The organism is Paenarthrobacter sp. 4246 (assembly GCF_040546855.1).
Taxonomy (GTDB): domain Bacteria; phylum Actinomycetota; class Actinomycetes; order Actinomycetales; family Micrococcaceae; genus Arthrobacter.
The window spans coordinates 44,330-70,537 of the sequence record NZ_JBEPOP010000013.1 but is presented as its reverse complement, the minus strand read 5'-3'; the positions used below and the strand labels follow the sequence as shown (position 1 = coordinate 70,537).

At 63.5% G+C, this 26,208-nt stretch carries 22 protein-coding genes and 1 riboswitch; of the genes, 14 read left to right on the top strand and 8 right to left on the bottom strand.

Annotated elements, in window-relative coordinates; translation table 11 throughout:
- Positions 1–50: 50 nt before the first annotated feature.
- Together ABIE35_RS20150 and ABIE35_RS20145 are read left to right on the top strand one after the other, a co-directional pair.
- Complete coding sequence (locus ABIE35_RS20150) at positions 51–1,103, top strand: LacI family DNA-binding transcriptional regulator (protein WP_354517655.1); 1,053 nt, start codon at positions 51–53, stop codon at positions 1,101–1,103.
- A 17-nt stretch (positions 1,104–1,120) separates the two neighbouring features.
- A complete protein-coding gene (locus tag ABIE35_RS20145) occupies positions 1,121–2,314 on the top strand; it encodes a Gfo/Idh/MocA family protein (protein ID WP_354517653.1) in 1,194 nt (397 codons plus the stop codon).
- A gap of 10 nt (positions 2,315–2,324) precedes the next feature.
- Here ABIE35_RS20145 and ABIE35_RS20140 read toward each other — a convergent pair whose 3' ends face one another.
- Positions 2,325–3,263, bottom strand: coding sequence for a LysR family transcriptional regulator (locus ABIE35_RS20140; RefSeq protein ID WP_354517651.1), 939 nt, complete (start codon positions 3,261–3,263; stop codon positions 2,325–2,327).
- Positions 3,264–3,370: 107 nt separating this feature from the next.
- On the opposite strand from ABIE35_RS20140, the gene tdh reads away from it, so the two are divergent.
- Positions 3,371–4,417 carry an L-threonine 3-dehydrogenase gene (tdh, locus tag ABIE35_RS20135; RefSeq protein WP_354517650.1) on the top strand — a complete coding sequence of 349 codons (1,047 nt, stop codon included), beginning with the start codon at positions 3,371–3,373 and terminating at the stop codon, positions 4,415–4,417.
- A 45-nt stretch (positions 4,418–4,462) separates the two neighbouring features.
- Entirely contained in the window at positions 4,463–5,656 is a 1,194-nt protein-coding gene (locus tag ABIE35_RS20130) for a glycine C-acetyltransferase (protein WP_354517648.1), read from the top strand.
- A gap of 110 nt (positions 5,657–5,766) precedes the next feature.
- Here the strand turns inward: ABIE35_RS20130 and ABIE35_RS20125 are convergent, their stop codons facing one another.
- The gene (locus ABIE35_RS20125; protein WP_354517647.1) at positions 5,767–6,453 is read right to left on the bottom strand and encodes an AAA family ATPase; all 687 of its coding nucleotides are present in this window, start codon (positions 6,451–6,453) and stop codon (positions 5,767–5,769) included.
- Between the two features lie 259 nt (positions 6,454–6,712).
- Between ABIE35_RS20125 and ABIE35_RS20120 the strand changes: the two genes are divergently transcribed.
- The gene (locus ABIE35_RS20120) at positions 6,713–7,810 is read left to right on the top strand and encodes an NAD(P)/FAD-dependent oxidoreductase (protein ID WP_354517645.1); all 1,098 of its coding nucleotides are present in this window, start codon (positions 6,713–6,715) and stop codon (positions 7,808–7,810) included.
- A gap of 11 nt (positions 7,811–7,821) precedes the next feature.
- Positions 7,822–9,060 carry an imidazolonepropionase gene (hutI, locus tag ABIE35_RS20115; protein ID WP_502921401.1) on the top strand — a complete coding sequence of 413 codons (1,239 nt, stop codon included), beginning with the start codon at positions 7,822–7,824 and terminating at the stop codon, positions 9,058–9,060.
- A gap of 66 nt (positions 9,061–9,126) precedes the next feature.
- On the opposite strand, the gene ABIE35_RS20110 is transcribed toward hutI, so the two are convergent.
- Complete coding sequence (locus ABIE35_RS20110; protein WP_354517644.1) at positions 9,127–13,533, bottom strand: endo-alpha-N-acetylgalactosaminidase family protein; 4,407 nt, start codon at positions 13,531–13,533, stop codon at positions 9,127–9,129.
- A 274-nt stretch (positions 13,534–13,807) separates the two neighbouring features.
- On the opposite strand from ABIE35_RS20110, the gene ABIE35_RS20105 reads away from it, so the two are divergent.
- From ABIE35_RS20105 to ABIE35_RS20085, 5 genes are read left to right on the top strand one after another with little or no spacing between them, the layout of a single operon-like run.
- Positions 13,808–14,725: an SIS domain-containing protein gene (locus tag ABIE35_RS20105; protein ID WP_354517643.1), complete on the top strand. Its 918-nt coding sequence runs from the start codon at positions 13,808–13,810 to the stop codon at positions 14,723–14,725.
- 9 nt (positions 14,726–14,734) lie between these two features.
- Positions 14,735–15,661, top strand: a complete 927-nt coding sequence (locus ABIE35_RS20100) for an ROK family protein (RefSeq protein WP_354517641.1) — start codon at positions 14,735–14,737, stop codon at positions 15,659–15,661.
- Positions 15,658–16,626, top strand: a complete 969-nt coding sequence (locus tag ABIE35_RS20095; protein WP_354517639.1) for a 1-phosphofructokinase family hexose kinase — start codon at positions 15,658–15,660, stop codon at positions 16,624–16,626. The genes ABIE35_RS20100 and ABIE35_RS20095 overlap by 4 nt, the downstream gene beginning before the upstream one ends.
- The gene (locus tag ABIE35_RS20090; protein WP_354517637.1) at positions 16,608–17,462 is read left to right on the top strand and encodes a class II fructose-bisphosphate aldolase; all 855 of its coding nucleotides are present in this window, start codon (positions 16,608–16,610) and stop codon (positions 17,460–17,462) included. The genes ABIE35_RS20095 and ABIE35_RS20090 overlap by 19 nt, the downstream gene beginning before the upstream one ends.
- Positions 17,463–17,486: 24 nt before the next feature.
- Positions 17,487–18,278: a DeoR/GlpR family DNA-binding transcription regulator gene (locus ABIE35_RS20085; RefSeq protein ID WP_089594303.1), complete on the top strand. Its 792-nt coding sequence runs from the start codon at positions 17,487–17,489 to the stop codon at positions 18,276–18,278.
- Between the two features lie 24 nt (positions 18,279–18,302).
- Here ABIE35_RS20085 and ABIE35_RS20080 read toward each other — a convergent pair whose 3' ends face one another.
- Entirely contained in the window at positions 18,303–18,983 is a 681-nt protein-coding gene (locus ABIE35_RS20080; RefSeq protein WP_354517635.1) for a histidine phosphatase family protein, read from the bottom strand.
- A gap of 23 nt (positions 18,984–19,006) precedes the next feature.
- On the opposite strand from ABIE35_RS20080, the gene ABIE35_RS20075 reads away from it, so the two are divergent.
- Positions 19,007–19,780: a CPBP family intramembrane glutamic endopeptidase gene (locus ABIE35_RS20075; protein ID WP_354517634.1), complete on the top strand. Its 774-nt coding sequence runs from the start codon at positions 19,007–19,009 to the stop codon at positions 19,778–19,780.
- Between the two features lie 118 nt (positions 19,781–19,898).
- Here ABIE35_RS20075 and ABIE35_RS20070 read toward each other — a convergent pair whose 3' ends face one another.
- Positions 19,899–20,537: a VOC family protein gene (locus ABIE35_RS20070; RefSeq protein WP_089594306.1), complete on the bottom strand. Its 639-nt coding sequence runs from the start codon at positions 20,535–20,537 to the stop codon at positions 19,899–19,901.
- A gap of 201 nt (positions 20,538–20,738) precedes the next feature.
- Between ABIE35_RS20070 and ABIE35_RS20065 the strand changes: the two genes are divergently transcribed.
- Together ABIE35_RS20065 and metX are read left to right on the top strand one after the other, a co-directional pair.
- Entirely contained in the window at positions 20,739–22,079 is a 1,341-nt protein-coding gene (locus ABIE35_RS20065) for a bifunctional o-acetylhomoserine/o-acetylserine sulfhydrylase (RefSeq protein WP_354517705.1), read from the top strand.
- A gap of 185 nt (positions 22,080–22,264) precedes the next feature.
- Positions 22,265–22,381: riboswitch (SAM riboswitch) on the top strand.
- Positions 22,382–22,396: 15 nt separating this feature from the next.
- A complete protein-coding gene (metX, locus tag ABIE35_RS20060) occupies positions 22,397–23,518 on the top strand; it encodes a homoserine O-acetyltransferase MetX (protein WP_354517632.1) in 1,122 nt (373 codons plus the stop codon).
- Between the two features lie 61 nt (positions 23,519–23,579).
- Here metX and ABIE35_RS20055 read toward each other — a convergent pair whose 3' ends face one another.
- The 3 genes from ABIE35_RS20055 to ABIE35_RS20045 form a co-directional block, all read right to left on the bottom strand.
- Complete coding sequence (locus tag ABIE35_RS20055) at positions 23,580–24,002, bottom strand: hypothetical protein (RefSeq protein ID WP_354517631.1); 423 nt, start codon at positions 24,000–24,002, stop codon at positions 23,580–23,582.
- A 75-nt stretch (positions 24,003–24,077) separates the two neighbouring features.
- Positions 24,078–25,265, bottom strand: coding sequence for a winged helix DNA-binding domain-containing protein (locus tag ABIE35_RS20050; RefSeq protein WP_354517629.1), 1,188 nt, complete (start codon positions 25,263–25,265; stop codon positions 24,078–24,080).
- Between the two features lie 34 nt (positions 25,266–25,299).
- Positions 25,300–26,142 (bottom strand): SGNH/GDSL hydrolase family protein, encoded by an 843-nt coding sequence (locus ABIE35_RS20045; protein ID WP_354517628.1) that lies wholly within the window; start codon positions 26,140–26,142, stop codon positions 25,300–25,302.
- Positions 26,143–26,208: the final 66 nt, after the last annotated feature.

The following is a 26,208-nucleotide window of genomic DNA, read 5'->3' as shown; positions in this document are numbered from 1 at the left end:
CCAACAAACGAACCAACGCGCCAAGACAGAGAAGATCAGCAGGGGGAACCATGGCAAAAGCAAGCACCACCGGAGTCCGGCCCACCATCCGCATGGTGGCCGAACTGGCGGGAGTGTCCACGGCCACAGTCTCCTACGTGCTGTCCGGCCGCCGCGGTGACAGCGGACCGGGAGTCTCGGATCCGACGGCGGAGAAGGTCAAGGCGGCTGCGGAGCGGCTGGGCTACCGCCCCAACCCGGCAGCCCGTGCGATTCGCACCGGCCGGACCAATACGGTGATCCTGTCGCTGACCATGCTGTCCGATCCATGGTCCTTGTCCGTGATCGAGGCCGTGCAAAAGGCGGCCGGTCCCTTGGGGATCACGCCGATGATCCTTGGAGACGCCGACTGGGTCAAAGTGCTCGGCACGCACAACGCCGATGCAGTGTTCGTTGACGCCGTCCGTCCTGACCAGCGGGGTGCCTTGCGCAAACTGGCAGAGCACGGAACCACCATGGTGGTCTTTGACGAAGAGGTCTCGGCTGACGGCTTCGACGTTATCCGATCCATTGCGGGCCCAGGCTGTCGAATGGCCGTGGATCACCTGCTCCACGGCCATCGCAGGATTGCTTGCTTGACTCCTGCGACGGCGGCCGGCACATCCGGCGGTACCCGGTACCGGGCATATGCCGAGGCGCTGGAGCAGGCGGGCATTCCGGAACGCGAGGATTACGTGGGGTTGTTCGATGGCACCAGCGCAGGGGCATATGCTGCGGCAACCCGGGTGCTCAGCATGGCGGACCGGCCAACTGCCATCTATGCCACCACGGATTATGCAGCCGTCAGCGCCATTAATGCTGCCCAGCGTTTAGGTCTTTCCGTGGGCACCGATGTGGACATCATCGGTGTGGGCAACACGGTGGAGGGTGAGCGGATGTCGCCCTCGCTCAGCACCGTAGGTCCAGTGGATTTCTTCGACAAGCTGGCCCGGCTGCTCCTGCGGCGGGCGACAGGCCCCGCTGGCACCAGCGCGGCGGAGGATCCCGGCGTCCTCGATTTCCCGTGGCACTTGTTCGTGCGTGAATCGGCGCCGCACCGCAGCGCCGCAACCAGACTTTACTAAGGAACAGAAGAAGGAAATTGCACACCATGGAAAAGGATTTGAAGGTTGGCATCGTAGGTTTCGGCCTGCGTTCAGGGCTATGGAAACACGCCCACAAGCCAGGCCAGGGTTCTGAGGTCACAATTGTCTGCGACCTCAGCGAACGGGGCCGGGCAGATGCTGCAGAACGGATCCCAACGGCCCACGTCACCGGGGATCTGGAAGAACTGCTGAGCAGTGGGATTGATGCCGTCCTGGTCCTGACCCCCGATAACCAGCATGCCGCCGTCGCGGTCCGTACGCTCAAGGCGGGCATCCCCACTTTCTGCGAGAAGCCGCTGGACATCACGATTGAGGCTGCGGACCGGATCCTGGCGACGGCCTACGAAACCGGAACGCGCCTCTACGTCGGCCACAACATGCGGCACATGCCAGTTGTGGTACAGATGCGCCAACTCATTGAGGACGGCAGGATTGGCGAGGTCAAGGCGGTCTGGTGCCGTCACTTCGTGGGTCACGGTGGTGACTACTACTTCAAGGATTGGCATGCCCAGCGCGCCAACGTCACCTCACTTCTGCTCCAAAAAGGTGCCCACGACATCGACGTGATCCACTGGCTTGCCGGGGGCTACACCAAGCGGGTTGCCGCTGTCGGCGATCTCGCGGTGTACGGTGGCGTCGCGAACCGCAGCAACAACGCCGGAAAGCGCATGGGTGACTGGTTCTCCATGGACAACTGGCCGCCCACGGAGCAGAAGGACCTGGCGGAAGTGATCGATGTCGAGGACATCTCCATGATGAACATGGTGCTGGACAATGGTGTGCTTGCCTCCTACCAGCAGTGCCACTTCACACCTGACTACTGGCGCAACTACACCGTTATCGGCACCAAGGGCCGCATCGAGAACCTCGGTGACGGGCCGGGCGAGACCATCAATGTGTGGACCAGCCGGTCATCGGGCTACGCGGCACCGGACGAGGTCATTACCATCCAGGACGGTGAAGGAGGCCACGGTGGCGCGGATCCCCGCTTGATCGAGGAGTTCCTGCGGTTCGCCTCGTCCGGCGGGGTGACCCAGACCAGTCCCATTGCAGCCCGGCAGGCAGTCGTGGCCGGCATCCTTGCCGCGGAATCACTCCGCGGTGACGGCTCTGCGCGCGAGGTCCCGGAGCTCCCTGCCGAACTGGTGGAGTACTTCGACGCAGGCCAGCCCGCCCTGGTCCGCGACTGACTGCGCACGTTTAGCGGGGGCCGGACAGCTCCACAAGCTCGGTCATGACGGTTTGAAGTGACTCGCAAACCGTCATGACCGATTTCCGTTTGAGCGTCTCCGGCCGGGCCAGGATGTCGATCTTACGCACCGAGTTCACGCCGGACAGCGGACGCAGCACCACTCCGGCATCCAACACACGGCGCGCTGTGAACCGCGGCAACAGCCCGATCGCCCCGCCCGCGGAGACCAGCGCCGCAACGGTCGAATAGTCGTTGATCCGGTGCAGCACCTCGGCCGGTCTGCCGCTCACGGCAACGACGGCGGCCAGCACGTCCGCGGGGGAGTAACCATCGCGGCTTGTCACCCAGGATTCACCCACGACGTCGGATGGCTTCAGTTCCGGCCGGGCCGCCAGGGGGTGGTCCGCCGGGAGAGCGATGTCCAGGGGCTCGTCTGCGAGTGGAATCACCGCTACTTTGTCCTCCGGCCACTGCGGGCTGTTGTCCATCCGGTGTGCCAAAACGAGGTCGTACCGTGCGGCCAACCCCGGAAAATCTTCCTGGGCTACATCCTCGTCGGACAGTCGCAGGCGGGGCGACTTCCCGCCGTCGGATGCTGTTCCGGATGCCAGCAGCGCCGCCAATGGCGCGAACAGTGCCTGCCCCGCGCTGTGGAACGCACTCACGCTTACCGGCGCGTCCGGAGCATCGTGATAGGCGCCGATTGCTGCCCGCGCATCTGCCATGGCGTTCACGACGGCGGCACCCGCCTCGGCGAGGACGCGGCCGGCGTCAGTGAGCACCAAGGCCCTGCCTTCTTTGCGCGTCAACGGCACATCCACCGATTTCTGCAGCAGTGCGAGCTGCTGGGAAACAGCCGATGGAGTGACCATGAGCGTCTCGGCAACCGCTTTCACACTGCCGAGGTCGCCGAGCTCACGAAGCATCTGCAACTGATGTATTTCCATTAGCAAATCCTAAATCGTTGATTGAGAAGAATCTAGTTGTGCTAAATCGTTGACGGGGCTCTAATGGACTCAGCAGCAGCGAAGCAGCCCTGGCAGTGAGGAATCCCATGAAGGCTCTCTATAAATCCGGACCCCATGAAGGGTTCGAACTCGTCGAACGTCCTGAGCCCGAAGCTGGCCCCAGTGACGTCAAGATCCGCGTGATGACCACCGGTATCTGCGGCACCGACCTGCACATCCAGAGCTGGGACGCCTGGGCTCAGAGCATCATTGAAACGCCGCTGATTGCTGGCCACGAGTTCTATGGCGAAGTAGTGGAGATCGGCGAAGACGTCCGCGACGTCAAGGTAGGGGACCGCGTCTCCGGCGAGGGCCATGTGGTCTGCGGAATCTGCCGCAACTGCCGCGCCGGCCGCCGCCAGATGTGCATCCACACCGTCTCCGTCGGCGTGCAGCGCGATGGAGCTTTTGCTGAATACGTCGTCATCCCCGAAACCAACGTCTGGGTGCACCACGATGAATCCGTCACCCCGGAACTCGGTGCCATCTTCGATCCCTTCGGCAACGCCGTCCACACCGCGCTGAGCTTCCCGCTGGTCGGCGAAGACGTGCTGATCACCGGTGCCGGTCCCATTGGGCTCATGGCCATCGCCGTCGCCCGCCATGCCGGCGCCCGCAAGATCGCCATCACGGACGTCTCTGCTCCGCGACTGGAACTGGCCCGCCAGATGGGCGTTGACCTGGCCGTCGACGTCTCCAAGATGCGCGTCCGCGACGCCCAGCAGGAACTGGGTATGCGCGAAGGGTTCGATATCGGCCTGGAAATGTCGGGACACCCCACCGCACTGCCTGAGATGATCGACAACATGAACCACGGCGGCCGCATCGCCATGCTCGGTCTTCCCAGCCAATCCATCGACATCGACTGGGGCAAGGTCGTCACGCACATGCTCACGCTCAAGGGCATTTACGGCCGCGAGATGTTTGAGACCTGGTACGCCATGAGCGCCATGCTGTCCTCCAACCCCGTGCTGCACCGCAACATCTCCGCGGTAGTCACCGACAAGCTCTCTGCCAAGGACTGGGAGAAGGGCTTCGAGATCGCCCGCAACGGCACCGGCGGCAAAGTGGTCCTCGACTGGACTGAATTGTAGCTGGCATCCCACGGCACCCGGACCCAACAAAACTTTAGGAGCATCATGTATTCAGCCATCAAAGACCAGCTGCAAGGCGAATTGGACGAGATCCGCAGCGCTGGCCTCTTCAAGACCGAACGCCACATCGACTCCCCGCAGGCCAGCCACATCGCAGCAGGCCAGCTCGGCCAGCCTGCCAACAAAGTCCTGAACTTCTGCGCCAACAACTACCTTGGCCTGGCAGACCACCCGGAGATCATCGCAGCCGCCAAGTCCGCCATGGACGAGCGCGGTTTCGGCATGGCGTCCGTTCGCTTCATCTGCGGCACCCAGGACCTGCACCTGGAACTCGAGACCCGCGTCTCCGCTTTCCTTGGCACGGAGGACACCATCCTGTTCTCGAGCTGCTTCGATGCCAACGGCGGCGTGTTCGAGTCACTCTTTGGCCCCGAAGACGCCATCATCTCGGACTCCCTGAACCACGCGTCCATCATTGACGGCATCCGCCTGAGCAAGGCCAAACGCTTCCGCTACGCCAACCAGGACATGGCGGACCTTGAGGCAAAGCTTGTGGAGGCCGAGGGGTCCCGGCGGAAGATCATCGTCACCGACGGCGTGTTCTCCATGGACGGGTACCTCGCGCCGCTCGAGGCTATTTGCGACCTCGCCGAGAAGCATGACGCCTTGGTCATGGTGGACGACTCCCACGCCGTCGGCTTCATGGGACCCACCGGCGCCGGCACTCCGGAGCACGCCGGCGTCTCCGAGCGTGTGGACATCTACACCGGTACGTTCGGTAAAGCCCTCGGCGGCGCTTCGGGCGGTTACGTTTCCGGCCGCGGCGAGATTGTGGCGATGCTCCGCCAGAAGGCGCGCCCGTACTTGTTCTCCAACTCCCTCGCCCCGGCCATCGTTGCGGCCACCATCAAGGCGATCGAACTCGTCCAGGAATCCGGCGAACTCCGTACCCGACTCTTCGAGAACGCGGCGCTGTTCCGCCGCCGCATGAGCGAGGAAGGCTTCGAGCTCCTGGACGGCGAGCACGCCATCATCCCCGTCATGTTCGGTGACGCCGTGGTTGCTGCCAAGGTAGCCGACGAGATGCTCAACAACGGCGTTTTCGTCACGGCCTTCAGCTTCCCCGTAGTACCGAAGGGCGTGGCCCGGATCCGCGTTCAGCTGTCCGCTGCGCACAGCGCGGACGACGTCGAAGCGTGCGTCCAGGCCTTCGTCAAGAGTCGCGCCGCGGTCGCCTAAGACCGACGCTCTCTCATCTCCCTCGGGTTTCGGGCCGACGCTCTCTCACGTCCCGCGGGTTTCGGGCCGACGCTCTCTCACTTTCGTCACGAAAGTGCGAGAGCGTCGGCCTATAGGTGCCGAAGGTATCTTTCCGGGGCGTCCAAGAATGATCGCCAGTTGGTGATCAGGTCCAAGTCGGCCCATTGCCTTGGACGTAAGCCCCACTGCCCGACTTCAAGTATTTGGGCGCCCGGAAGGGCGGCAAGCAGGGGCGAGTGCGTAGACATAATGACTTGGGACTTGCCTCCAACCAACAACTCCTTGAGAACTGACAGCAGGCTGAGGCAACCATTGAAGGACAAAGCTGACTCCGGCTCATCCAGTACCCATAGTCCGGGCCCGCGGAACCGGTCAACAGCGAGCTCAAGGAACGATTCGCCATGTGACATGTCGTGGAAGGGCAAGTCGCCGAACGTGCTGGGGTTCTTCTCCAGATAGGTGAAAAAACCATGCATGGTCTCAGCACGGAGGAAGTAACCACGCCTGCTGCTGCCGGCGTTGCGGATGAGTTGCAGGTGGTTTCCCAGTTCGGATTCCGTGGACCTTGTGGTGTGACGGGCTCCCGTTGATCCGCCCTCCGGGGACAAACCGTAGGCCAAGGCGATGGCCTCCACAACTGTTGACTTACCAGAACCGTTTTCGCCCACGAGGATGGTTGCAGGAGGCAGATCCAGACCTTGTTCCAGAAGCTGGGTTACCGGAGGCAGGCTGGCTGGCCACTTGTGGCGGTCCAGTGCATTGGCGGGATCTTCCATCACCCGCCTTATGGGATGGTTGCGGTGCATGCCGTTATTGTTGCAGTCCTGGCAGACGTTAAGGCCACAAGTACCGGCGCGCATCACAAACGCGGGATGTGAGAGAGGGTTGCGTTGAAGGGCGCGGGATGTGAGAGAGGGTTGCGTTGAAGGGCGCGGGATGTGAGAGAGGGTTGTATTGAAGGGCGCGGGATGTGAGAGAGGGTTGCGTTGAAGGGCGCGGGATGTGAGAGAGCATCGGTTCTGACAGGATGGAGCCATGGCTTCGAATTATGACGTGGTGATCGTAGGCGGCGGCATCGGGGGACTGTCCTTGGCGGCGGCTCTCGCCGGCAAGTGCACGGTTGCACTTGTTGAGGCCGAGCAGTCCTTGGCCTTTCACACGTCGTCACGTTCCGCCCGGCAGCTTATCCCCAGCTACGGTCCGCCGGTGGTGCAGGATCTGACGATTCGAACCCTGGAAATGTTGGCGGCGCGCGATGCCCAGGCGGACGAACCCATCCTTACGCCACGCGGTTTCATGCTGGTAGGCGACGAAGAAACAGTTCGCGCCGAGGCCAGCGGCAATATGCATGCCATCACCCACCACGAGGCAATGCGTCTGTGCCCGGCCCTTAAACCCGAGTCGTTCACAGCCGCAGGGCTGGATAGCGGTTCCTTCGGTTGCAACGCTCCGCTGTTGCTTGAGGAACATCGCCGCACAGCAGAAGCTGCCGGCGTGGACATCATTACCGGGGCCAAGGTCCACTCCGCCCAGCGCCTGGGGAGTGGCTGGCAAGTGGGCGCGGGAACCGAAGGGTTCCAGTCCGGCGTCGTGGTTAATGCCGCCGGTGCTTGGGCGGATGAGCTGGCCGTCATCAGCGGGGTGGAGAAGCTGGGACTGCAGCCGTACCGACGGACGGCTGCCATCGTAAATGTCGACAGCCCCCTGACGCCGGAAACACCCATGGTATGTGCCGCCGATGACACGTTCTATTTCCGCGCCGAAGGCAACCAGGTGCTGATTTCGCCGTCGGAATCCGTGCCAAGCGGAGCAGGGGACGCCAAGCCCTACGCCGGTGATGTGGAGGCCTTGATCAGCAAACTCAACACCGTGACGTCCTTGGGAATCCATTCAGTGGACCGGGCATGGACTGGCCTCCGGACAGAAGCTGCAGACGGGATTCCGGTGGTGGGATTCGACGCCGAAGCACCGGGCTTCTTCTGGCTCGCAGGCCAAGGCGGTTATGGCTTTCAGACATCGTCCGCGATCGCGGAGCTGGCCACAGCACTCATCCTCGGCAACGTACAGGACGACAGTCCGGAATCCCGGACAGCGGAGCAGCTGGCGGCCGTGCGCTGGTCCATCCGGCGCTGAACAATAGGGTCATGAGCGGAATCAGGAACGGGAACAGCGGCAGCACAGTCATCACCAACATCGGCGAATTGATGACCCAGGACCTGGAACACCGGGTCGTGAAGGACGCCGCGATGGTGATCGAAGGAGAACGGATTTCCTGGATCGGCGCTGCCAACGCCGCTCCGGCTGCTGATGAAATGATCGACGCCGAAGGCCGCGCCGTCCTGCCGGGCTGGGTGGATTCGCATTCCCATCTTGTTTTCGCAGGGGACCGCACTGCCGAGTTCGAAGCCCGCATGGCCGGCGAAAGCTACAGCGCAGGCGGGATCGCGGTTACCACGGGGGCCACGCGCAGCGTCAGCGACGACGAACTCACCCGCCTCGTAAGGGATCGCGTGGCCGAGGCAGTCTCGCAGGGGACAACCTACCTGGAGAGCAAGACCGGCTACGGCCTGGACGTCGAGAACGAGGCCCGCAGCGCCCGCATCGCCGCAGCCGAAGTGGACGAGGTCACCTACCTGGGCGCCCATTTGGTCCCGCAAGGCTCCGATCCCGAGGAGTACACGGACCTGGTTTGCGGGCCCATGCTCGATGCCGTCCTTCCGCACGTTCGCTGGGCTGACGTCTTCTGCGAGCGGGGCGCGTTCACGGAGGACCAGTCCCGTCGGGTCCTGACCGCCGCGCGTGACGCCGGCCTGGGCCTGAGGGTCCACGGCAACCAATTGGGCGAGGGCCCAGGTGTTGCCCTGGCCGTAGAGTTCGCCGCAGCGAGCGTCGACCATGTTAACTACTTGTCGGACACGGACATCCGGACCCTCGCGGGAACCTGGGCGGGCTGGGACCCGGCAACCGGAACGGGCACCAGGGGCACCGTGGCAACCTGCCTTCCCGCCTGCGACCTGTCCACCCGCCAGCCCTTGGCACCCGGCCGTGAACTGATCGACGCCGGCGTTCAGATCGCGCTGGCCGCCAACTGCAACCCGGGTACCTCGTACACCAGTTCCATGGCCTTCTGCGTCACCACTGCTGTGCTGCAGATGCATTTGAGTGTGCACGAGGCCGTCCGCGCGGCGACGTACGGCGGCGCTTTGGCGTTGGGCCGGGAGTCAGGGAACGACGTCGACGGCGAACGGGCGGTGGGTTCGCTCGCCGTCGGACACCGGGCCGACCTGCACATGCTCAAGGCACCGTCGGCCACGCACCTGGCTTATCGACCGGGGATCCCGCTGACTCATTCTGTGTGGCGGGCCGGCGTACGGGCCGTCTAAGCAACGCACAGAGGGGCGGTGTTCCGGTGGGAACACCGCCCCTCTGCGGGTGTGGGATGAAAAGACCTATGCGCAGCTGAACTTCGCGTCGGCCCAGTCGCCCCAGTCATCGCCAGCGTCGTCGCCGTTCTTGTCAGCGATCAGCTCGACGTTGCGGACACCGGTGATGTCCACGGTGAGGGGGAGCGCGGCGGAGTCCGCGCTCAGCACGGGGGTCCGCAGCAGTTCGCGTCCATCGCCCTTGACAATAAACACCACGGAACCGTGCAGGCCCTTGTTCAGCTTGGCGTCGTCAACTCCCACCACGGCAGTAAAATCGCGGCACTTGGCCTCGGTGGCGATGCTGATCTTCGAATCGGCATGGACGCCGATGCCCTTGGAGTACACGACGCCATCCAGCCGCAGTGCGGGCCCGTCGCCGGCGTTCTGCTCGCCGTTGGCCCGGTCCCGTTCTGCAGGTCCCCAGCCGTTGGTGCTGCCGATCCAGGGCAGGTCGGAGGCGAAGACCGTGCCCGACAGCACGGGTGCCGGGGGCTCCTGTGAGGTGGAGGAACAGGCGAACTTGGCATCTGCCCAGTCAGCGTGGTCGTTGCCGTTGGAATCGCCGGCGTCGTTGGCCACCAGCTCCACATACTGGGCACCGGTGACGTCCACAGTCAGCGGCAGGGGAGCGCTCGCAGCGCCCAGAACCGGTGATGTCACCTTGGTGTTCCCATCGGCCACCACGGAGAACTTCACGCTTCCCCGCGTGGGTTGGGCGTCATCGATGCCCACGGTCGCGGTGAAGGCAGTGCAGTACCCGCCCAGGTAGTAGCGGACGGTACCGTTGGCGTGGGCTCCCAAGCCTTTGGCATAGACCGTCCCGTTCAGGGTCAGCGGAGTGCCGTCACCAGCTCCGGTCCCACCATTGGACTGATCCTTTTCCACGGGACCCCAGCCATTGGTGGCGCTGACCCACGGGTGGTCGCTGGCGAACACGGTGGCCTGCGGAGGCTTGGGAAGCGTTCGAACGGTCGTGGTGGTGCTGATGGTGCGGCTGCCTGCGGGCTGCGAGGTCGTGCTGTAGTTGGCCCTCGCTGTGATGGGGTAGTCGCCGTCAGCCGAAGCCGGCGCGGTGACCTTCCACGTGGTGGTCCAGGTGCCCCCGGCGGGCAGAGCCGAGGCCGTTGCGGGCGTGGATGGTGCTGCCGTCCACCCCTCGGGCAGTTCCAGTGACACGGCCAGGTCATTGATGGCTGCCGGTTCATCGGAAACAAACGTGGTGACGAAGTCCTGGGCCTTGCCCTGCTGGACCACATCGCCTTGAAGCGTCGCCGAGAGCTGCGCGCAGGCCGGGACGGATTCGGACGCGCCGAGATCCTCCACCAGGAAGTTGTCCAGGGTGAAGTCCGAACCATTCGAGCTGCCCGTGCGCTGCAGCCCCACAAAGTAGTCTCCGCAGAATCCGGTATCCAGGGTCTGCTCGAACCGTGTGGTGGACGTTTTCGCATCGATTGCCTGGCTGCCCGTCACTGCGGGTCCGGCCTGGGAGTCGTAGCCGGAGACCCAGGCGTATTGGCCGTCCTTGGAGTTCTGGTAGTCGAAGGAAATCTTGTACTTGTGGCCCGCCTGGAAGGGAACTGTTGCCTCGGTGGTCCTGTACACCATGCCCGGTCCGCCGTCGGGTGCGCGGTTTTCGTCGTGCGCGATCAGCGACCACGTTCCGTCAAGTACTTCGTCGATCACGTTGGTGTGCCAGCCCTTTTGGGTGAAGGGTTCGTTACGTTCGGTGATGTGCGTGCGCGGGTCCGTGGAGCCGCCTGCATTGCCCTTCACAAAGGGTCCCCAGCCTTGGTCCACGGTTTCAAAGTCCTCGCTGAGGACGCCGGTGGTGGCCACCCGGGCGGTTTTCACCGCCCGGAAGTCGTCGACGCGCACTGTTGCGTCGCCGTCGGCCGCTGTGACGGTGACCTTGGCCTTGGTGTTCTTGTGGGGAACGTCCACCACAACGCGGATGCGCTGGAAGGCTGTCCCGTGTTTCTCGTCGCCGGCCACGAAATTCTCTGCGTTGGAAGAATCAATGGTGACGCTTTCGGTCTTGCCGCTGATGTCCACGGAGAGCGTGGTGGGACGGGTCTTGCCGGGCTGGATTTCCACCCAGGCGCTCACTGATTGGGTTCCGGCGTCCAGCTTCACTTCCTGGCTGATGGACGACGGCGTTGCCCCCAATTCGGCGAAGCGCCGGCCCTTGTCATCGCGGACCTGCGTGACGGTACCGGCGGGGTTCCATGGGGAGAGGTCTGTGCTGTTGAAGCCGGGATCGTTGAAGGCCGTTCCTTCGCCGAAGATGGCCTTCTTGGGCAGCTCAGCCTTGTTGTTCTTTGGAGCCAGGACATAGGGCTGTTTGGCGTCGGCCGTCAGGGCAACCTGTCCGTTGACCACGGGGACGTCGGCGACCTTCACTCGGCCGTTGTCCGTCAGTTTGAAGAGCTCCAAGGAGCCGGCCTTGGCGAACTCCTGGGTGAGCGTCCACGTGGTGGCGCCACCGGCAGGGTTGTAGTGGTAGAGCTTATCCGCCCTGCCGTTTTCCTTGGAGGACCACGGGAGCAAATAGGTTCCACCTTGCAGGACGGAGGCGCCGCCTACGGTGATGTTGCGTTCTGCAGCCGTGTTTCCGGTGACGGACACCCCATCGGCGAGGTCGATCCGGTCAGCCGTCCACTTGGTGATCTGGTGGTGCTGCAGGAATTTGGCAGGCACGTTGGCCGTCCACACGTTCTCGCTGAAAGCATTGAAGTCGTTCTGCCCGGTCCAGCCTTCGAACTCCACAATATGGCTCACACCGAGCTTGGGATCGGGGTTCCAGACGTCAGACTGGGTGTTGTTGATGAAACGCAGGATCTGCGAGTTGATGCCCTTGTTGGTGGAGCCGCCGTACTTCTCGTCGTTGGCCCAGTGGGACCACGTGTTGTTCCGGGAAAGGTGGTCCGCCCATTCGGAGCCCACCCGGAAGCCGTTCTTGACCAGTTCCTGCTGCAGGCGCTCGGCGAGCCAGCCGAACTCGTAGTAGACATCTACGTACACGAAGTCCAGGTTCTGGTCCGTGGCTTCGCGTAGTTCCTTGATGCGCTGGGCGAGCTTGCCGGAATTAATGTCCTCGCGCTGGTTCATATAGTAGGACTGGTCCAGCCAGTTCCACCCAAGTCCCTTGTCCGCGCGCAACAGGTCCTCGCTGAAGGACTTGGCTTCCGGATAGATCTCGGTGGCATTGATGTGGACGCCGAAGCTGGCGTTCCAATCCTTGCCTTCCTTGACCAGCTTATTGAGGTCCTCCAGTCCGCCTGCACGGGTGTTGAAGTTGTTGCCGTAGTCCGTGTTGGCGGAGTCGTGACCCTCGCTGGTGTAGCCCTTGAGCATGGCCACCTGCCCCAGCCCGTCGGTGGCCAGGGCGATGCGCTTGACGTCATCCAGGGTCCTCAGGAACGGGTGGGTTGCCTGTGAAGCAAAGTTGAAAGGGATGTGCGTGATCACGTTGTCCGGCGTTTGTTCGGCCTTGTTGGGGCTGACCTGGATGGACCTCATGGCGATCGCCGCGTCCTGCCAGTCCACACCGCCGTCGGCATTGGCATCGCTGGTGATGGCCACGCGCGTCCATGGAAGTTCCTCGGTGGTTGCGGAGCCTTCAGCGCGGTAGAGCCACTGGCCGCTGGCGATACCCATGGAAACGCCACCGGCACCATCGCTGACTGCCTGGCGCCAGAAACGGCCGCGGTCCTTCGCTCCCGGGCCTGACGACGTGTCGTACAAGGCATTGGATTCGACGGCGGCACCCAAGGTTGCCGTGTTGGCCAGTGCGTAAGCCGAACTCTTGGCGGTGGCATCCAGGGGAGTCGCGGTGGTGATGGGCGTGAATTCGTCACCGGTGACGCTGCGGTCCACGGACAGGTTCGCCGCGGAGACCTGCGCCCCGGGCTGGGCGGACCCGACGGTCACCAGGTTCAGCCGGGGCAGTTGCAAGGTTTTGACCTGATGATCAGCGGAGTCCTTGATCTCCGTGACATTGAAGGAGACCACGTTCTTCTTGACCGAGAGCCGGGCCTTGATGACGGTGTTGCCGAATTCCGGAACGGTCAGCACGTACTCACGGGCGTCCTCTCCGGACCCGGTGGAGGAACCGGTCACCTTGTATTCCACGCCATTGAGGGTGATGGTGCTGAGCCGGGTGACTGTGCCGTCCAAACGCGCATTGGTGGCGGCATCGATGTAGCCGAGGACTTGCGGGAAGGTGGTGGAGACCTCCACTCCGAGTTGGCCGGAGGTGATGACGGCCGCATCGGTAGCACTGACGATGTCTGCTTGCGGGGCGAACGGACCGAAAGGGGAGGATGGGGCTGCGGTGGCCGGTTGAAGTGCCAACAGTCCGAGCGAGGATGAGGCGACGACGCAGGCCAAACTCAGCGCTGCTAGACGTCTTGGGGATGACAAGCCGGGCATTGTGCTCCTTCTTGATTTTTCCGAGCGAGTAACGATCATGTTCTTGCGGACTGTCTAAGACTGCTGCACAGGACAGAAGTTGACAAGAGTTAACAGGCAGTTAACTTAAAAGCACATCACGGCACACGCTTTCCGTAGTCCGCCACCCATTCCGGCCGTGCGCAGTTAATGAGCAGACTTCCCCTGCGGATGATCCTTGTGAGATCGAAAATGATCGTTTAGTGTTTCTATAGATCAGAAAACGTCATTAAGCTGAGCGGGAGCGGAACACACGATGAGCGAGAACACACTGGGCGCCTTCATGGAGGAAGAGCTGGTTTCCCAGCCCGACGTATGGCAGCGGGCGGTACAGCAAGCTCGTGCCGAGGATTTGCTTCCGGCTGACGGAAAGCGCATTGCCGTGATCGGTTGCGGGACCTCCTGGTTCATGGCGCAGAGCTACGCCGCCGCACGCGAATCCGCCGGGAAGGGCGTCACTGATGCCTTCGCCGCGTCCGAAGCTTTCCTTAACAGCAACAGCGCCGATCGCCAGTACGATGCCGTCGTGGCCATTACGCGGTCAGGCACCACCACTGAGGTGCTTGAGATCCTGGCTGAGCTTCAGGGGATCGTCCCCACCGTGGCAATCATCGGCGACACCACATCCCCGATCATCGAACTGGCAGATGCCGTGATTGGACTGCAGTACGCCGATGAGCGTTCGGTGGTGCAGACCCGTTTTGCCACCACAGCGCTGGTTTACATGCTGTCCAGCCTTGGCATTGACGTGCAGCAGGCCATCGATGATGCCCGCGACGCCGTGAGCGCGCCGGTCCCGCAGGAACTCCTGGACGCAGAGCAGTTCACGTTCCTGGGCACTGGGTGGACTGTTGGGCTGGCCCACGAGGCGGGCCTGAAAATGCGGGAGGCTGTGCAGGGCTGGACTGAATCCTACCCCGCCATGGAGTACCGGCACGGGCCCATCTCGATCGCAGCTCCGGGCCGCGTCACCTGGTTGTTCGGCGCACAGCCTGAAGGGCTGGACGGCGACATGGCCGTCACCGGTGCCCTCTACATCCACACCGACAAGCACCCGTTGGCTGAACTGGCCAGGGTTCACAAGGTCACCCTGGAACGTGCGCGCGTCCGGGGCCTGAATCCGGATCTGCCCCGCAACCTGACGCGCTCCGTCATTCTCGACGCCTCCGCCTAGGCTTCCGTCATGGTTCTCGGAGCCGCAGCATCACCGGTCCTCTCCTTCGACGTAGGCGGGACTGACATCAAGGCCGGCTTGGTGGATGCCCGGGGGGCAGTCCTGGGCATGCGCCGCGTTCCTACGCCCTTGGATCCTGCACGCCCCGGCGAAGCGGTCCTGGACAGGCTGGCCGAACTCAAAACAGAGTTGGCCGCCGAATTCCCGGAGTCCCCAGCCAAAGCAGCCGGCATCATCGTCCCCGGCATCGTGGACTCCGTGGCCGGCATCGGTGTCTACTCGGCCAATCTCGGCTGGCGTAATTTTCCGTTCACGGCCGAAGCCGAAAAGCGGTTGGGGATCCCGGTGGCGTTTGATCATGACGTCCGGTCCGCTGCGGCTGTAGAACACACCTTTGGTGGGTCCAAAGAGTTCAAGGACGTTGTGGTGATGGTGGTGGGAACCGGCATCGCCGCAGCCGTTTTTTCTGGTGGCAAGGCTGTCACCGCGGGTGGCTTCGCCGGTGAGCTTGGCCATGCCCAGGTCCCGGACCCCGACGCCGGAGCTGGCTCCACCATCCTCGAAGCCGTAGGTTCGGCCGGTGCCATCGCCAAGCGCTACTACAGGGCCTCCGGGAACAGGGTGAACGGTGCCCGTGGTGTCCTGCTGAGGGCTGGAGACGGCGATGAACTGGCCGCGCGCATCTGGGCCGATGCCGTGGATGCCCTCGCCTTCACCATCTGCCAGTGCGTGAACATCATGGGAACCGAAGCGGTGGTGATCGGCGGCGGCCTGGCTGAAGCCGGTGACGAACTGCTGGAGCCCCTCCGGACCAAGGTCGATCAGATCCTCGATTTCCAGCGGCGTCCACGGCTGATCCGGGCCGAGCTGGGGCAGGACGCTGGCCTGCTGGGTGCGGCCTTGAACGCGCGGGCACTGCTGGGAGCAGCACAATGAAACGAGCCAACGTGAACCGCATCATCACCGTCACCGCCAATCCGGCCATCGACATGACCTATACCGTGCAGGGAATCACCGAGGGTGCCAGCCACCGGGTGCCCACCCCTCTGAGCCGGGCCGGCGGCAAGGGCATCAACGTTGCCCGTGTGACGCACCAGCTGGGGTACCCTGTCCTGGCCATCGCACCCACCGGCGGCGCCGCAGGGCAGACCCTTGCAGCTGAGCTCTGGACCAGCGGCGTTCCCCATACCCTGGTAGGAGTCGCTGCCGAGACCCGCCGCAGCATCGCCCTGGTGGACACGGTCGCCGGCGAAACGTCCATCTTCAATGAGGAGGGCCAGGCGCTCCTGCCGGACGACTGGCGCTCACTCCGGATTGCCGTGGTTGAGGCCGTCAGTGGAAACCGAAACCTGCCGGCTTCCGTCCTGGTCGGCTCAGGAAGCCTGCCACCGGGTGCTCCAGCAGATTTCTACCCGGAGCTGGTGCGTCTGGCCCACGACGCCGGGATCCCGGCCATCATCGACACCTCCGGTCCTGGAATCATCGCCGCAGCCAAAGCGGGTGCCGACATCCTCAAACCGAATCATCACGAGTTGGCCGAAGCCACCGGGGAATCCAGCCTTGAAGCAGCCGCCCTCGCCTTGATCGACATGGGCGCCCGGACGGTACTGGTCAGTGCCGGTGCGGAAGGCATGCTCGCCTTCGATCACGCCGCTCCCGGCGGCTACTGGAGCGCACGCCTGCCTGAAGCGCTGAGCGGCAACCCCACAGGGGCGGGCGACGCCGGTGTGGCGGCTGCCGCCGTCGCGCTCGCCGAAGGCATCACGGAACCGCGCGAAATACTCCGCCGCGCCACCGCGTGGTCCGCCGCTGCCGTGCTCATGCCGGCCGCCGGCGAAATTTCTCCGCGGTACCAGGAACTTCAAGACCAACTGATCGTGACATGGAAGGAGACCCGGTGACCCTGGTCAACACACGGGAACTCATGGACAGGGCCGCGGCTTCCGGCACAGGCCAAGGTGCGTTCAACATCATCCACATCGAAACAGCCGAGGGCCTGGTGGCTGGCGCCGAAGCGGCAGGTGTTCCGTTGATCCTGCAGATCTCCGAGAACTGCGCCAAGTACCACGGTGGGCTTGAGCCGATAGCGTCGGCCGCCCTGGCGATCGCCCGCTCCGCCGCCGTCCCGGTCGCCCTGCACCTGGACCATGCGGAGTCTGAGGACCTCGCCCTGGCTGCGGTCAACCTTGGATTCGGCTCCGTCATGTACGACGGCGCGCATCTGCCGTACGAGTGGAACGTCGAAGTCACCCAACGTGTGGCCGCCTACGCCCACCAGCGAGGTGTCTACGTGGAGGCCGAGCTCGGCAAAGTGGGAGGCAAAGACGGTGCCCACGCCCCGGGCGTCCGGACCGACCCCGCCGAGGCCCGGGCTTTCGTTGAGGCCACCGGTGTTGACGCGCTCGCTGTGGCCGTTGGTTCCTCCCACGCCATGACCGAACGAAGCGCCGCACTGGACCTCCACCTGATCACCCGCCTGAAGTCCGCGGTCGGAAAACCGTTGGTCCTTCACGGCTCCTCAGGCGTCACAGATGAGATGCTCGTAGCCGCTATCGGCGCGGGTATGACTAAAATCAACGTATCCACACATTTGAACGGGTTCTTCACCCGCGCCGTCCGTGAGTACCTCGATGCCAACCCTGCAGTGGTGGATTCCCGGAAGTACCTCAAGGCCGGCCGGGATGCCCTTGTGCTGGAGTCCGCACGTATGCTGACGCTGTTCGCCAAAGCGAAATAGCTCCGAACCCGCGAAAGGCTCGTCATGACGCGCACCGATCGGCTGACCGCCATCCTCGATCTCCTGGCCGAGTCCGGCCATGTGGAAGTCGAGGACATCGTGACGCGTCTGGGCGTGTCGCCAGCCACGGCCCGTCGAGACCTGGACAGCCTCGCCAAGCAGAGGTTGCTCAGCCGGACCAGGGGCGGCGCCACCACCGGATCGGTGGCCTATGACCTCCCGGGCCGCTACAACCGTGACGACCACGCCCAGGCCAAGCAGGATATTGCCCAGGCTGCGTCCGCATTGATCAGGCCCGGTGCTGTAATTGGCCTCAGCGGTGGCACCACCAACACCGCTCTGGCCCAGTTGCTCTCCACCCGCGAGGACCTTAACGCCCCGTCCAACCGGCCCACTCTGACGGTGGTGACCAATGCCATCAACATTGCCTCCCAACTGGCAGTCCGGCCCAACATCAAGATCATGGTCACCGGTGGCATCCTGAATCCGCGCTCCTACGAGCTCGTGGGCCCCTATACGGACGTCATCATGCAGAAAGTCGCTTTGGATATTGCGTTCATCGGCGTCAATGGCGTGGACCCGGATCTCGGTCCTACCATCACTGACGAGGGCGAAGCCATGGTCAACACCGTGATGGCACGCCGCGCCACGGAGTCCTACGTGGTGGCTGACTCTTCCAAAGTGGGTCGCCGCTCCTTCGCGGCCATGGCGGGCTACGACTTCAGGCACCTCATTACCGATGCCGGAATCAGCGCCGAGGACAAGGCTGCCTTCGAAGCCAAGGGCACCGAAGTCATCGTCGCATCCGCCGGCTAGCCAGCGGCAGGCCGGGTGCGCCGCCTAGAACCGCATTCTGGGCGCGTGCAGCACCGAATCGTCAACATCCCTGGGCACCCACTGGCTGAACGGTGAATCGAGGCTGTATTGGCCGTCGTCGTTCCTGACCAGTGTGCGCAACTCAGCGTTGTCCGGGTTGTTGAGGGATTCGAAGTACTCAACCGTCCAATGGAACCAGCGCATGCAGAACAGGCGCATGGTCAGTCCGTGCGTCACCAGGAGAGCGTTCGGCGCATAGGTGGGCTTTTGCCAATGGCGGTAGAGCGTCTCCATGAAGGACGACACGCGGTCGTACACATCGGAACCGGATTCGCCCTCGCGGAACCGGTAGAAGAAGTGGCCGTAAAGGTTGCGGAGCTCCTTTTGATCCTCGATCTCCCCGGCGATCTGGAAGTTGGCCCAGTCCTGCTCGCGAAGCCTGGGTTCCTCAATGACCCGTTCTATCAACGAGCCTAGATTCAACGCCTCCAAGGTCTGGTATGCCCTCAAATACGGTGAAACGTAGACGCAGACCTGTTGCCCGTCGAGCTTGCGGCGAAGGTCTTCACCGGCAATGCGGGCTTGCTCCACGCCGAGTTCCGTGAGCGGGATCCGGTAGTCCGGCACACGGTTGTAAATGGACGTGTCGGCGTTCGCGGCGGACTGGCCGTGCCGGATCATGAAAATTCTCGCTGGGGCACCCATCCCACCAAGCATAGGGTGGGTACATGTTCCTTGCTTCCCGCCGACGGCTGCGCGCCGAAGTACTTATTGTGCTGGGCCTGTCACTGGGCCAGTCGGCCGTATATTCCGTGGTGCAACTTCTGGACAAGATGACGCGGGCTCCCTTGGCCGACGCCACATCAACCCTGAACCGGTCCCAAAGCACCCGCGAGTACTTTGACCTCACCTACCAACTGCTGGACATCATCTTCGCCCTGGTGCCGGTGGCTCTGGTGTTCTACTTCCTGTCCGCGCATATCCAGGCAAACCGCGACGGCGACAACGGCTCGGCGTTCGCCCGGCTCGGCTTCAACTTCGCCCGGCCGGGCAAGGACCTGCTCCAGGGTGTGGGGCTTGCTGCCGTGATTGGAATTCCGTCTCTGGGCCTCTACGCCGCCGGCCGGGCCCTCGGCATCACCACGGCGATTGTCCCCAGCGGCCTGGACGCCTACTGGTGGACCGTGCCAGTGCTCATTCTCTCGGCCGTGCGGCACGCGGTCGTGGAAGAAGTGATCGTGGTGGGATACCTCATGGACCGCTTCGGCAAGTTCGGTTGGAGCATGCCCGTGGCCATTGTGGTCAGCGCCGTCCTGCGGGGGACCTACCACCTGTACCAGGGTTTTGGGCCGTTCATCGGCAACGTGGTCATGGGTCTGGTGTTCGCGTGGATCTATACCAAGACCAAGCGGGTGATGCCCCTGGTGATTGCCCACGCGTTGCTGGACATAGTGGCATTCGTGGGCTTCAGCCTGTTCGGCAAGGCGATGGGCCTGGGGTAGGGCGAAAAAAATCCGGCCGCCATCGGTGGGTGACGTCTTTGGCACCCGCTGATGGCGGCCGAAGTTCCTACCGGACAGGGGTGACCGGCGCCGGGACGAGCCCGGATGGACGGGGCGGTCAGATGGTGACGGCTCCTGAGGCGGTTTCGAAAGTTACTGACATGATTCCCGGAGTGCCGTGCGGCGCCATCCACTGGACAGCGACGTCCTCCAGCGGCTTTTCCACCGGTTCTCCGAGCCATTCGGTGACGCGTTCCGCCGAGCCCGCAATGGTGAGGCTGGACATCTTGACGTCGCTTTCGTAAATCCTGGACGGGTGAAGTGACGGATCGCCCTCCCACTTGAGCAAGTACGGAACCTGGGGATCTGCGATCAACCCCAGGATGCCGATCTGCTGCCACACCAGTTCGCGGCCGTCAGGGAACTTGCGGTTGCCCGGCACAGCGGAACGGCCAAGGCGGTCCTCAAACGGTGCCAGATCGTCAACAGCGACGCACCAGCCCATCCATCCACCACCGGCGGCCGAGCGGGCACGAACTGCTTGGCCAAAGGGTGCTTTGTCGGAAGCGGGGTGGTCCAGGACCTCCACAACTTCCAGGTACTTGTTATCCGCAAGGGGAATGATCATGTTCCGGGTACCAAAGCGCGGGTGCACTCCGCCCCGGACAGCGTCCACTCCCAGTGCCGCGGAAATTCGTTCGGTAGTGGCCAGAAGGCCATCTCGTTCACAGGCGTAAGAGACGTGATCCATGCGCATGGCTTCATCTTGGCACTTTGTGATCGGGGTCTCAGCTAAGTCAAGCCTAACTAAGGTGGGATGTGTATAACTGCTGCCGCGTGGCGTCATGCAGTGACGCTGAAAGACCGAAAGATTCCACCGGCGTCATAAAGCTGTCCATGGCTCCGGACACTTCCTAGACTGGCCCCAGCTCACATGCAGCACGTTTCCACAGAACCCATGCGCCACGAACAGGAGAACTCCATGTCACAAGGATGGTCTTTCGAAACCCGCCAGATCCACGCAGGTCAGGAGCCTGACTCTGCCACGGGAGCACGGGCACTGCCGATCTACCAGACCACGTCCTTTGTGTTCCCCAGCGCCGAGAGCGCAGCCAACCGGTTTGCCCTGGCCGAGCTCGCGCCCATCTACACCCGGATCGGCAACCCGACGCAGGATGCCGTGGAGCAGCGGATCGCGAGCCTCGAAGGCGGCTTGGGTGCCCTCCTGCTGAGCTCTGGCCAGGCCGCGGAGACCTTTGCGATCCTTAACATCGCGGAGGCCGGCGACCACATCGTGGCGAGCCCCAGCCTGTATGGCGGTACTTACAACCTGCTGGCGCACACCTTGAAGAAGTTCGGCATCTCGGTGACCTTCGTGGAGGACCCGGATAACCTGGACCAGTGGCGTGAGGCGGTCCAGCCGAATACCAAACTGTTCTTCGGCGAGGTTGTGTCCAACCCGCGCCAGGATGTGCTGGACATCGAGGGCATTGCCCGCACCGCGCACGAGGCCGGCGTGCCCCTCATCGTCGACAACACGCTGTCCACCCCCTACCTCATCCGTCCCATCGAGTGGGGCGCCGACATCGTGGTCCACTCCGCCACCAAGTACCTCGGTGGCCACGGTTCTGCCATCGCCGGCGTAATCGTGGATTCAGGCAATTTCGATTTCGGCAAGGACCCGGACCGCTTCCCGGGTTTCAACACCCCGGACCCCAGCTACAACGGTTTGGTCTACGCCCGGGATCTTGGCAAGGACGGGGCACTCGGCGCCAACCTCTCCTACGTTCTGAAGGCACGGGTCCAGCTTCTTCGCGACCTCGGCTCCGCTGTGTCCCCGTTCAACGCCTTCCTGATCGCCCAGGGACTGGAGACGCTGAGCCTGCGCGTCGAACGTCACGTAGCCAACGCCACCAAGGTGGCAGAGTGGCTGGAAGCCCACGACGACGTCGAATCGGTTGCCTATGCGGGTCTGCCGTCCAGTCCGTGGTACGACCGCGGCCGGAAGTACGGTCCGCAAGGCACCGGCGCCATTGTTGCTTTCAACATCAAGGGCGGTGTTGAAGCGGGCAAGCGCTTCGTTGACGGACTGGAACTGCACTCGCATGTTGCCAACATCGGCGATGTCCGCTCGCTGGTTATACATCCGGCCTCCACTACGCACAGCCAGCTGACGGTTGAGCAGCAGCTGGCGGCCGGTGTGACCCCCGGCTTGGTTCGCTTGTCCGTGGGAATTGAGCACGTGGATGACATCATCGCCGACCTCGAAGCCGGATTCCGGGCCGCCAAGGGAGCTTGAAACAAGCCCTGAAACCTGCGGCGTGAACACGCCTGACGCCTTTCCTGGAATGCCGCCCGGACCGACGATTATTCGCCGGGTGGCATTCCGGAGTGCTGCTTCGTGAACGAAAACGCCCCGAACCGTCACACTGATGTCATATTCTTCGCCATAACCGCCCTGTATTTCCTAGACTCTTCGTATTAGGTCATGAGTGCCAGCGCATAGCCCCGGCTTGCTGGCCGGCAACCCTCCTCCGCGGTGGGGTGCCCCGGGTGAAGACCTGGCCTGTTCGCACGCAAGGCGACGGGCAAGCGCGAGGTTAAGGTGTCAAAGGAATGACCATTACTGCTACAGCCCTTCCCAAATCCGGAGAAGAAGACGGAACCGTCAAGTACGCCGCCATTGGGTCGCTGGACCTTGAGGCCGGCGGATTCCTTCCCGACGTCGTCCTCGCTTATGAGACCTGGGGGCAGCTGAACGCCGATGCCTCCAATGCCGTGCTCATCCAGCACGCCCTCACGGGCAGCACGCACGTTGCCCGGGGAGCTACGGACGAAGAAGGATGGTGGGAGCAACTGGTAGGCCCCGGTGCCACCATCGACACCAACAGGTTCTTTGTCATCTCCATCAACATCGTGGGTGGCTGCTACGGCAGTACCGGACCGTCCTCGGAGGCGCCGGACGGCCGTCCTTGGGGCTCCCGGTTCCCCTTGGTCACCCTGCGAGACAGCACCGAGGCCGAGGCACGCCTGGCCGAAGCCTTGGGAATCCAGGCCTGGCACGCCGTGTTGGGCGGTTCCATGGGCGGGGCCCGCGCGTTGGAATGGGCAGCGACCTTCCCGGAGCGGGTGAAACGCTGCGCCGTGATATCCGTGGGTGCCTACAGCACGGCCGAGCAGATCGCCTTTGCGCAGGCCCAAACCCTGGCCATTCGCCAGGACCCGAACTTCAACAACGGCGATTACTACGGGGGCACGGCCCCTGAACAAGGGCTTGCGTTGGCCCGGCGCATCGCCCACATCACCTACCGCTCCGCGTTGGAGCTGGACTTCCGCTTCGGCCGTGAAGCCCAGCACCAGGAGACACCTTTGGCCGCTGCGGTCCTGGGGGAGCGTGGCCGCTATCAGGTGGAGAGCTACCTGGACCACCAGGGAACAAAGCTCGTCCGGCGTTTCGACGCCAACAGCTACATCGCCATCACCGAAGCCCTGATGTCCCACGACGTCGCACGCGGCCGTGGATCGCTGCAGGCAGCATTGTCGCGCACCACTGCGGAGTTTTTCGTCGCGGCCGTGGACAGCGACAGGTTGTATTTCCCGGCGCAATCCCGGGAATTGGCCGCAGCCTTGCCGGGTGATGTTCCGGTTCACGTCATTGAGGCGCCGATCGGCCATGACGGGTTCCTGACGGAAATCGGCCAGCTCTCAGCACAGCTCCGCGGAGCCTTCTTCGCCTGAGTTGAGTGGCCGTTGCAGGACAGTTGAGTAGCGGCTGCAGGACGCTGGGTTGGCCGCCAAGCTAGCCGTTCATGATGTCGCCGCGCTGCTTCATGTAGTCCTCCATGGCGATCTCCCCGTTGCTGAACTTCGCGTCCAGCTCTGCCAGCTTGCGGGCGCGGTAGCCTTGCGGCTCCGATCCGTTGGTTGCCGGGAAAGGCGTGGGGGAGGAAGTGTTCGACGGCGCCCCGGACTGCGGTCCGTCATCTACAGGGCGGATGACGGCCGGCCCGGACGAATAGCCCGGGTAATCCTGTGTGGGGTAATCCTGGGGCGGGTAACTCTGTGCCGGATAGCCGGGGCCGGGCAGGTTCTGCTGCGGGGGATAGCCAGGGCCGCGGAAGGTTCCGTTCTGGATCCGGCGCGCGCGGGATCGGTTGTACATGCGGATGCCGAGCGGAATCAGCCACGAGCAGACGATGATCCAGAAGATCAGATTGTTCACAGTGCAGGCCTCCTAGGTCTTATCCCAGCTTAGCCCGGTCGCACGGCGTGAACTCCGGCGCCTGCAGTGAACACTTCAGTGGAGCCGGGCTTCCATGCCCAGGAACTGCCCATAGCGTTCCACTTCGGCCTCCAAAGCCATCTGTTCGGGAGGGCTTGCCGGCCGGTTCATGCGGACATCCAGTTGGCAGGCGCCGCCGGAGAATCCATGGCGCCACCATCCAGCCAACCTGCCATCCATCAGGACCACGTGCATGGGCCCGTTGTCTTCGGGGAAGTACGGTGCTGTCCCACCCAGATAGTGCCGGGACTGCGAATAGCCCATGACGTATTCGTCGTAGCACTGGATGAGGTCGATGCGGGGGAGTCCTGCGTCAGGCAGACGCGAAGGGCCCCCGGGGTTGGTGAGCTCGACGGCATCTTCCGGGGCGAGGTAAAACTCGAGGCCGTCCATGGCGAGTGATGCCAGGGCGCCCGGCGATAGCTCGCCGGCCACCTGGATGCCCAGCTTTACGTCTTTCATGGTCAGCCCGGACCACACGGCACAGTCCTTGATGGTGGCGGGACCGCGGCTGCCGAAGTACCGGAGAACCAACGTGCCCAGGGCTTCTTCACGGACCTCCCCGGTCAACGGCGTGGGCACGAAACCCGGCACTCGCTCTTCGAAGAGGGCATACGTCTGTTTCAGGGCGCCCCCAGCCGAGCGGATGGGGGCGCCGCTCACCAGGATGCGACTGATCTCGGCGTGCATGAGGTGATAGATAAACCCCAGGCCCTTGCTGGGGAAGCCGGCCTGTCCCAGGACCCCAGCCAGCTCTTCGCGCGTCTTGTGGGCACCGTCCGCTACGGCTGAGGCCAGGATCCGGCCACTGAGTGCGGACGTTTCTTCGTCCACGCCTGTTTGGCGGTACATACCTTTGTTTCCCTGATGCAGCCGGTCCGCTGAGAGCCCCATCAGCCAGCCGAGATCATCCCGGTGCACAAAATGCCACGTGGGCCGCAGGATGTGCGTCCGCAGGATGGTTCCATCGGCAACGGCTTGTTCCACGTCGGAGGAAGTGGAAGCGGATGTCCTTTGGGCAAGGGTCCACCGCGCATACGGAAATTCCTGGGACTGGACTGCCAACAGGTTGCGGACCACGTCTCCGGCGGTCCCGGACAAAGGAGCCCGCAGTTGCTGCCGTCGCAGGCGCAGGCGCCGGACCTTCTCCGCGAAGAGGTCCGCCTTATCCGCCACTGTGGCCACCCGAAAGTCCGGCCCCATGAAACCCTGCTGGCACCATCACCTGAACGTCGCCCTAGCTCCGCGGCAGCAAGGTGCCGCTGGGGCCGAAGACAGGACCCGGCGTCGGACGCTTTGGCGTGATGCCGTCACCGGAGGACTGGTGCCGGAGCCTTCGGATAACCCACGGGACAAAGTACTCGCGCGCCCAGACGAGGTCCGAGGAGCGGGCCTCGCGCCACGTCCGCGGAGGCAGCGGCTTGGGCATCAGTGGTTCAAGGGTGTGCTGGACGTTGAGGGAGTCCAGGACCATCATGGCGATGGTGTGGTGTCCCAGGGGCGAGAAGTGAAGGCGGTCAACATCCCACATCTGGTGATCTGACAGCTGCCGCAATGACCACATGTCCGCTATCACGGCGTCGTGGCGTGCAGCCACTGTCCTGAGGTTCTCGTTGTAGATGGCCACTTTTCCACGGATGCGCCCCAGCACTGAGGCGGCGGTGTCGGGGCCGTTGAACAGCACCACGGTGGCTCCGCCAGAGCTCAGCTTTCCCACGGCGGTATCGAGTTTTTCGGCCAGCAGATCGGGGTCGCCGCCCGGTCGGATGAGGTCGTTGCCGCCTGCCGAAATGGACACGAGGTCAGGCTGCAACTCCAGGCAGTGGCCTACCTGTTCATCGATGATCTGCTGCAACAACCTGCCACGGATGGCAAGGTTGGCATAGGCAAAGTCATCTTGGCCGCGGCCCAACTCCTCGGCCACTCGATCTGCCCAACCACGGTGACCGCCAGGGTTCCGGGGCTCGGGGTCGCCGATGCCCTCAGTGAAGGAATCACCCAGCGCCACATAACGGGTCCACGGGTGTTTTTGCACAGGATCGCCAGGTTTCAACAACTGATTGTTCTCACTCACGCTCATATCCTGCCCCCTTACCGCGAACCTACGCCACCGTAGGTTGTTACTTGTGGGTAACTGCAAGAATGG

What these genes read in the sequence shown, in the direction of transcription:
- ABIE35_RS20150 (WP_354517655.1), top strand. Translation starts at nt 51, where the DNA reads ATGGCAAAAGCAAGCACCACCGGAGTCCGGCCCACCATCCGCATGGTG.
- ABIE35_RS20140 (WP_354517651.1), bottom strand. Translation starts at nt 3,263, where the DNA reads ATGGAAATACATCAGTTGCAGATGCTTCGTGAGCTCGGCGACCTCGGC.
- tdh (WP_354517650.1), top strand. Translation starts at nt 3,371, where the DNA reads ATGAAGGCTCTCTATAAATCCGGACCCCATGAAGGGTTCGAACTCGTC.
- ABIE35_RS20130 (WP_354517648.1), top strand. Translation starts at nt 4,463, where the DNA reads ATGTATTCAGCCATCAAAGACCAGCTGCAAGGCGAATTGGACGAGATC.
- ABIE35_RS20125 (WP_354517647.1), bottom strand. Translation starts at nt 6,453, where the DNA reads ATGGAAGATCCCGCCAATGCACTGGACCGCCACAAGTGGCCAGCCAGC.
- ABIE35_RS20120 (WP_354517645.1), top strand. Translation starts at nt 6,713, where the DNA reads ATGGCTTCGAATTATGACGTGGTGATCGTAGGCGGCGGCATCGGGGGA.
- hutI (WP_502921401.1), top strand. Translation starts at nt 7,822, where the DNA reads ATGAGCGGAATCAGGAACGGGAACAGCGGCAGCACAGTCATCACCAAC.
- ABIE35_RS20110 (WP_354517644.1), bottom strand. Translation starts at nt 13,533, where the DNA reads ATGCCCGGCTTGTCATCCCCAAGACGTCTAGCAGCGCTGAGTTTGGCC.
- ABIE35_RS20105 (WP_354517643.1), top strand. Translation starts at nt 13,808, where the DNA reads ATGAGCGAGAACACACTGGGCGCCTTCATGGAGGAAGAGCTGGTTTCC.
- ABIE35_RS20100 (WP_354517641.1), top strand. Translation starts at nt 14,735, where the DNA reads ATGGTTCTCGGAGCCGCAGCATCACCGGTCCTCTCCTTCGACGTAGGC.
- ABIE35_RS20095 (WP_354517639.1), top strand. Translation starts at nt 15,658, where the DNA reads ATGAAACGAGCCAACGTGAACCGCATCATCACCGTCACCGCCAATCCG.
- ABIE35_RS20090 (WP_354517637.1), top strand. Translation starts at nt 16,608, where the DNA reads ATGGAAGGAGACCCGGTGACCCTGGTCAACACACGGGAACTCATGGAC.
- ABIE35_RS20085 (WP_089594303.1), top strand. Translation starts at nt 17,487, where the DNA reads ATGACGCGCACCGATCGGCTGACCGCCATCCTCGATCTCCTGGCCGAG.
- ABIE35_RS20080 (WP_354517635.1), bottom strand. Translation starts at nt 18,983, where the DNA reads ATGGGTGCCCCAGCGAGAATTTTCATGATCCGGCACGGCCAGTCCGCC.
- ABIE35_RS20075 (WP_354517634.1), top strand. Translation starts at nt 19,007, where the DNA reads ATGTTCCTTGCTTCCCGCCGACGGCTGCGCGCCGAAGTACTTATTGTG.
- ABIE35_RS20070 (WP_089594306.1), bottom strand. Translation starts at nt 20,537, where the DNA reads ATGCGCATGGATCACGTCTCTTACGCCTGTGAACGAGATGGCCTTCTG.
- ABIE35_RS20065 (WP_354517705.1), top strand. Translation starts at nt 20,739, where the DNA reads ATGCGCCACGAACAGGAGAACTCCATGTCACAAGGATGGTCTTTCGAA.
- metX (WP_354517632.1), top strand. Translation starts at nt 22,397, where the DNA reads ATGACCATTACTGCTACAGCCCTTCCCAAATCCGGAGAAGAAGACGGA.
- ABIE35_RS20050 (WP_354517629.1), bottom strand. Translation starts at nt 25,265, where the DNA reads ATGGGGCCGGACTTTCGGGTGGCCACAGTGGCGGATAAGGCGGACCTC.
- ABIE35_RS20045 (WP_354517628.1), bottom strand. Translation starts at nt 26,142, where the DNA reads ATGAGCGTGAGTGAGAACAATCAGTTGTTGAAACCTGGCGATCCTGTG.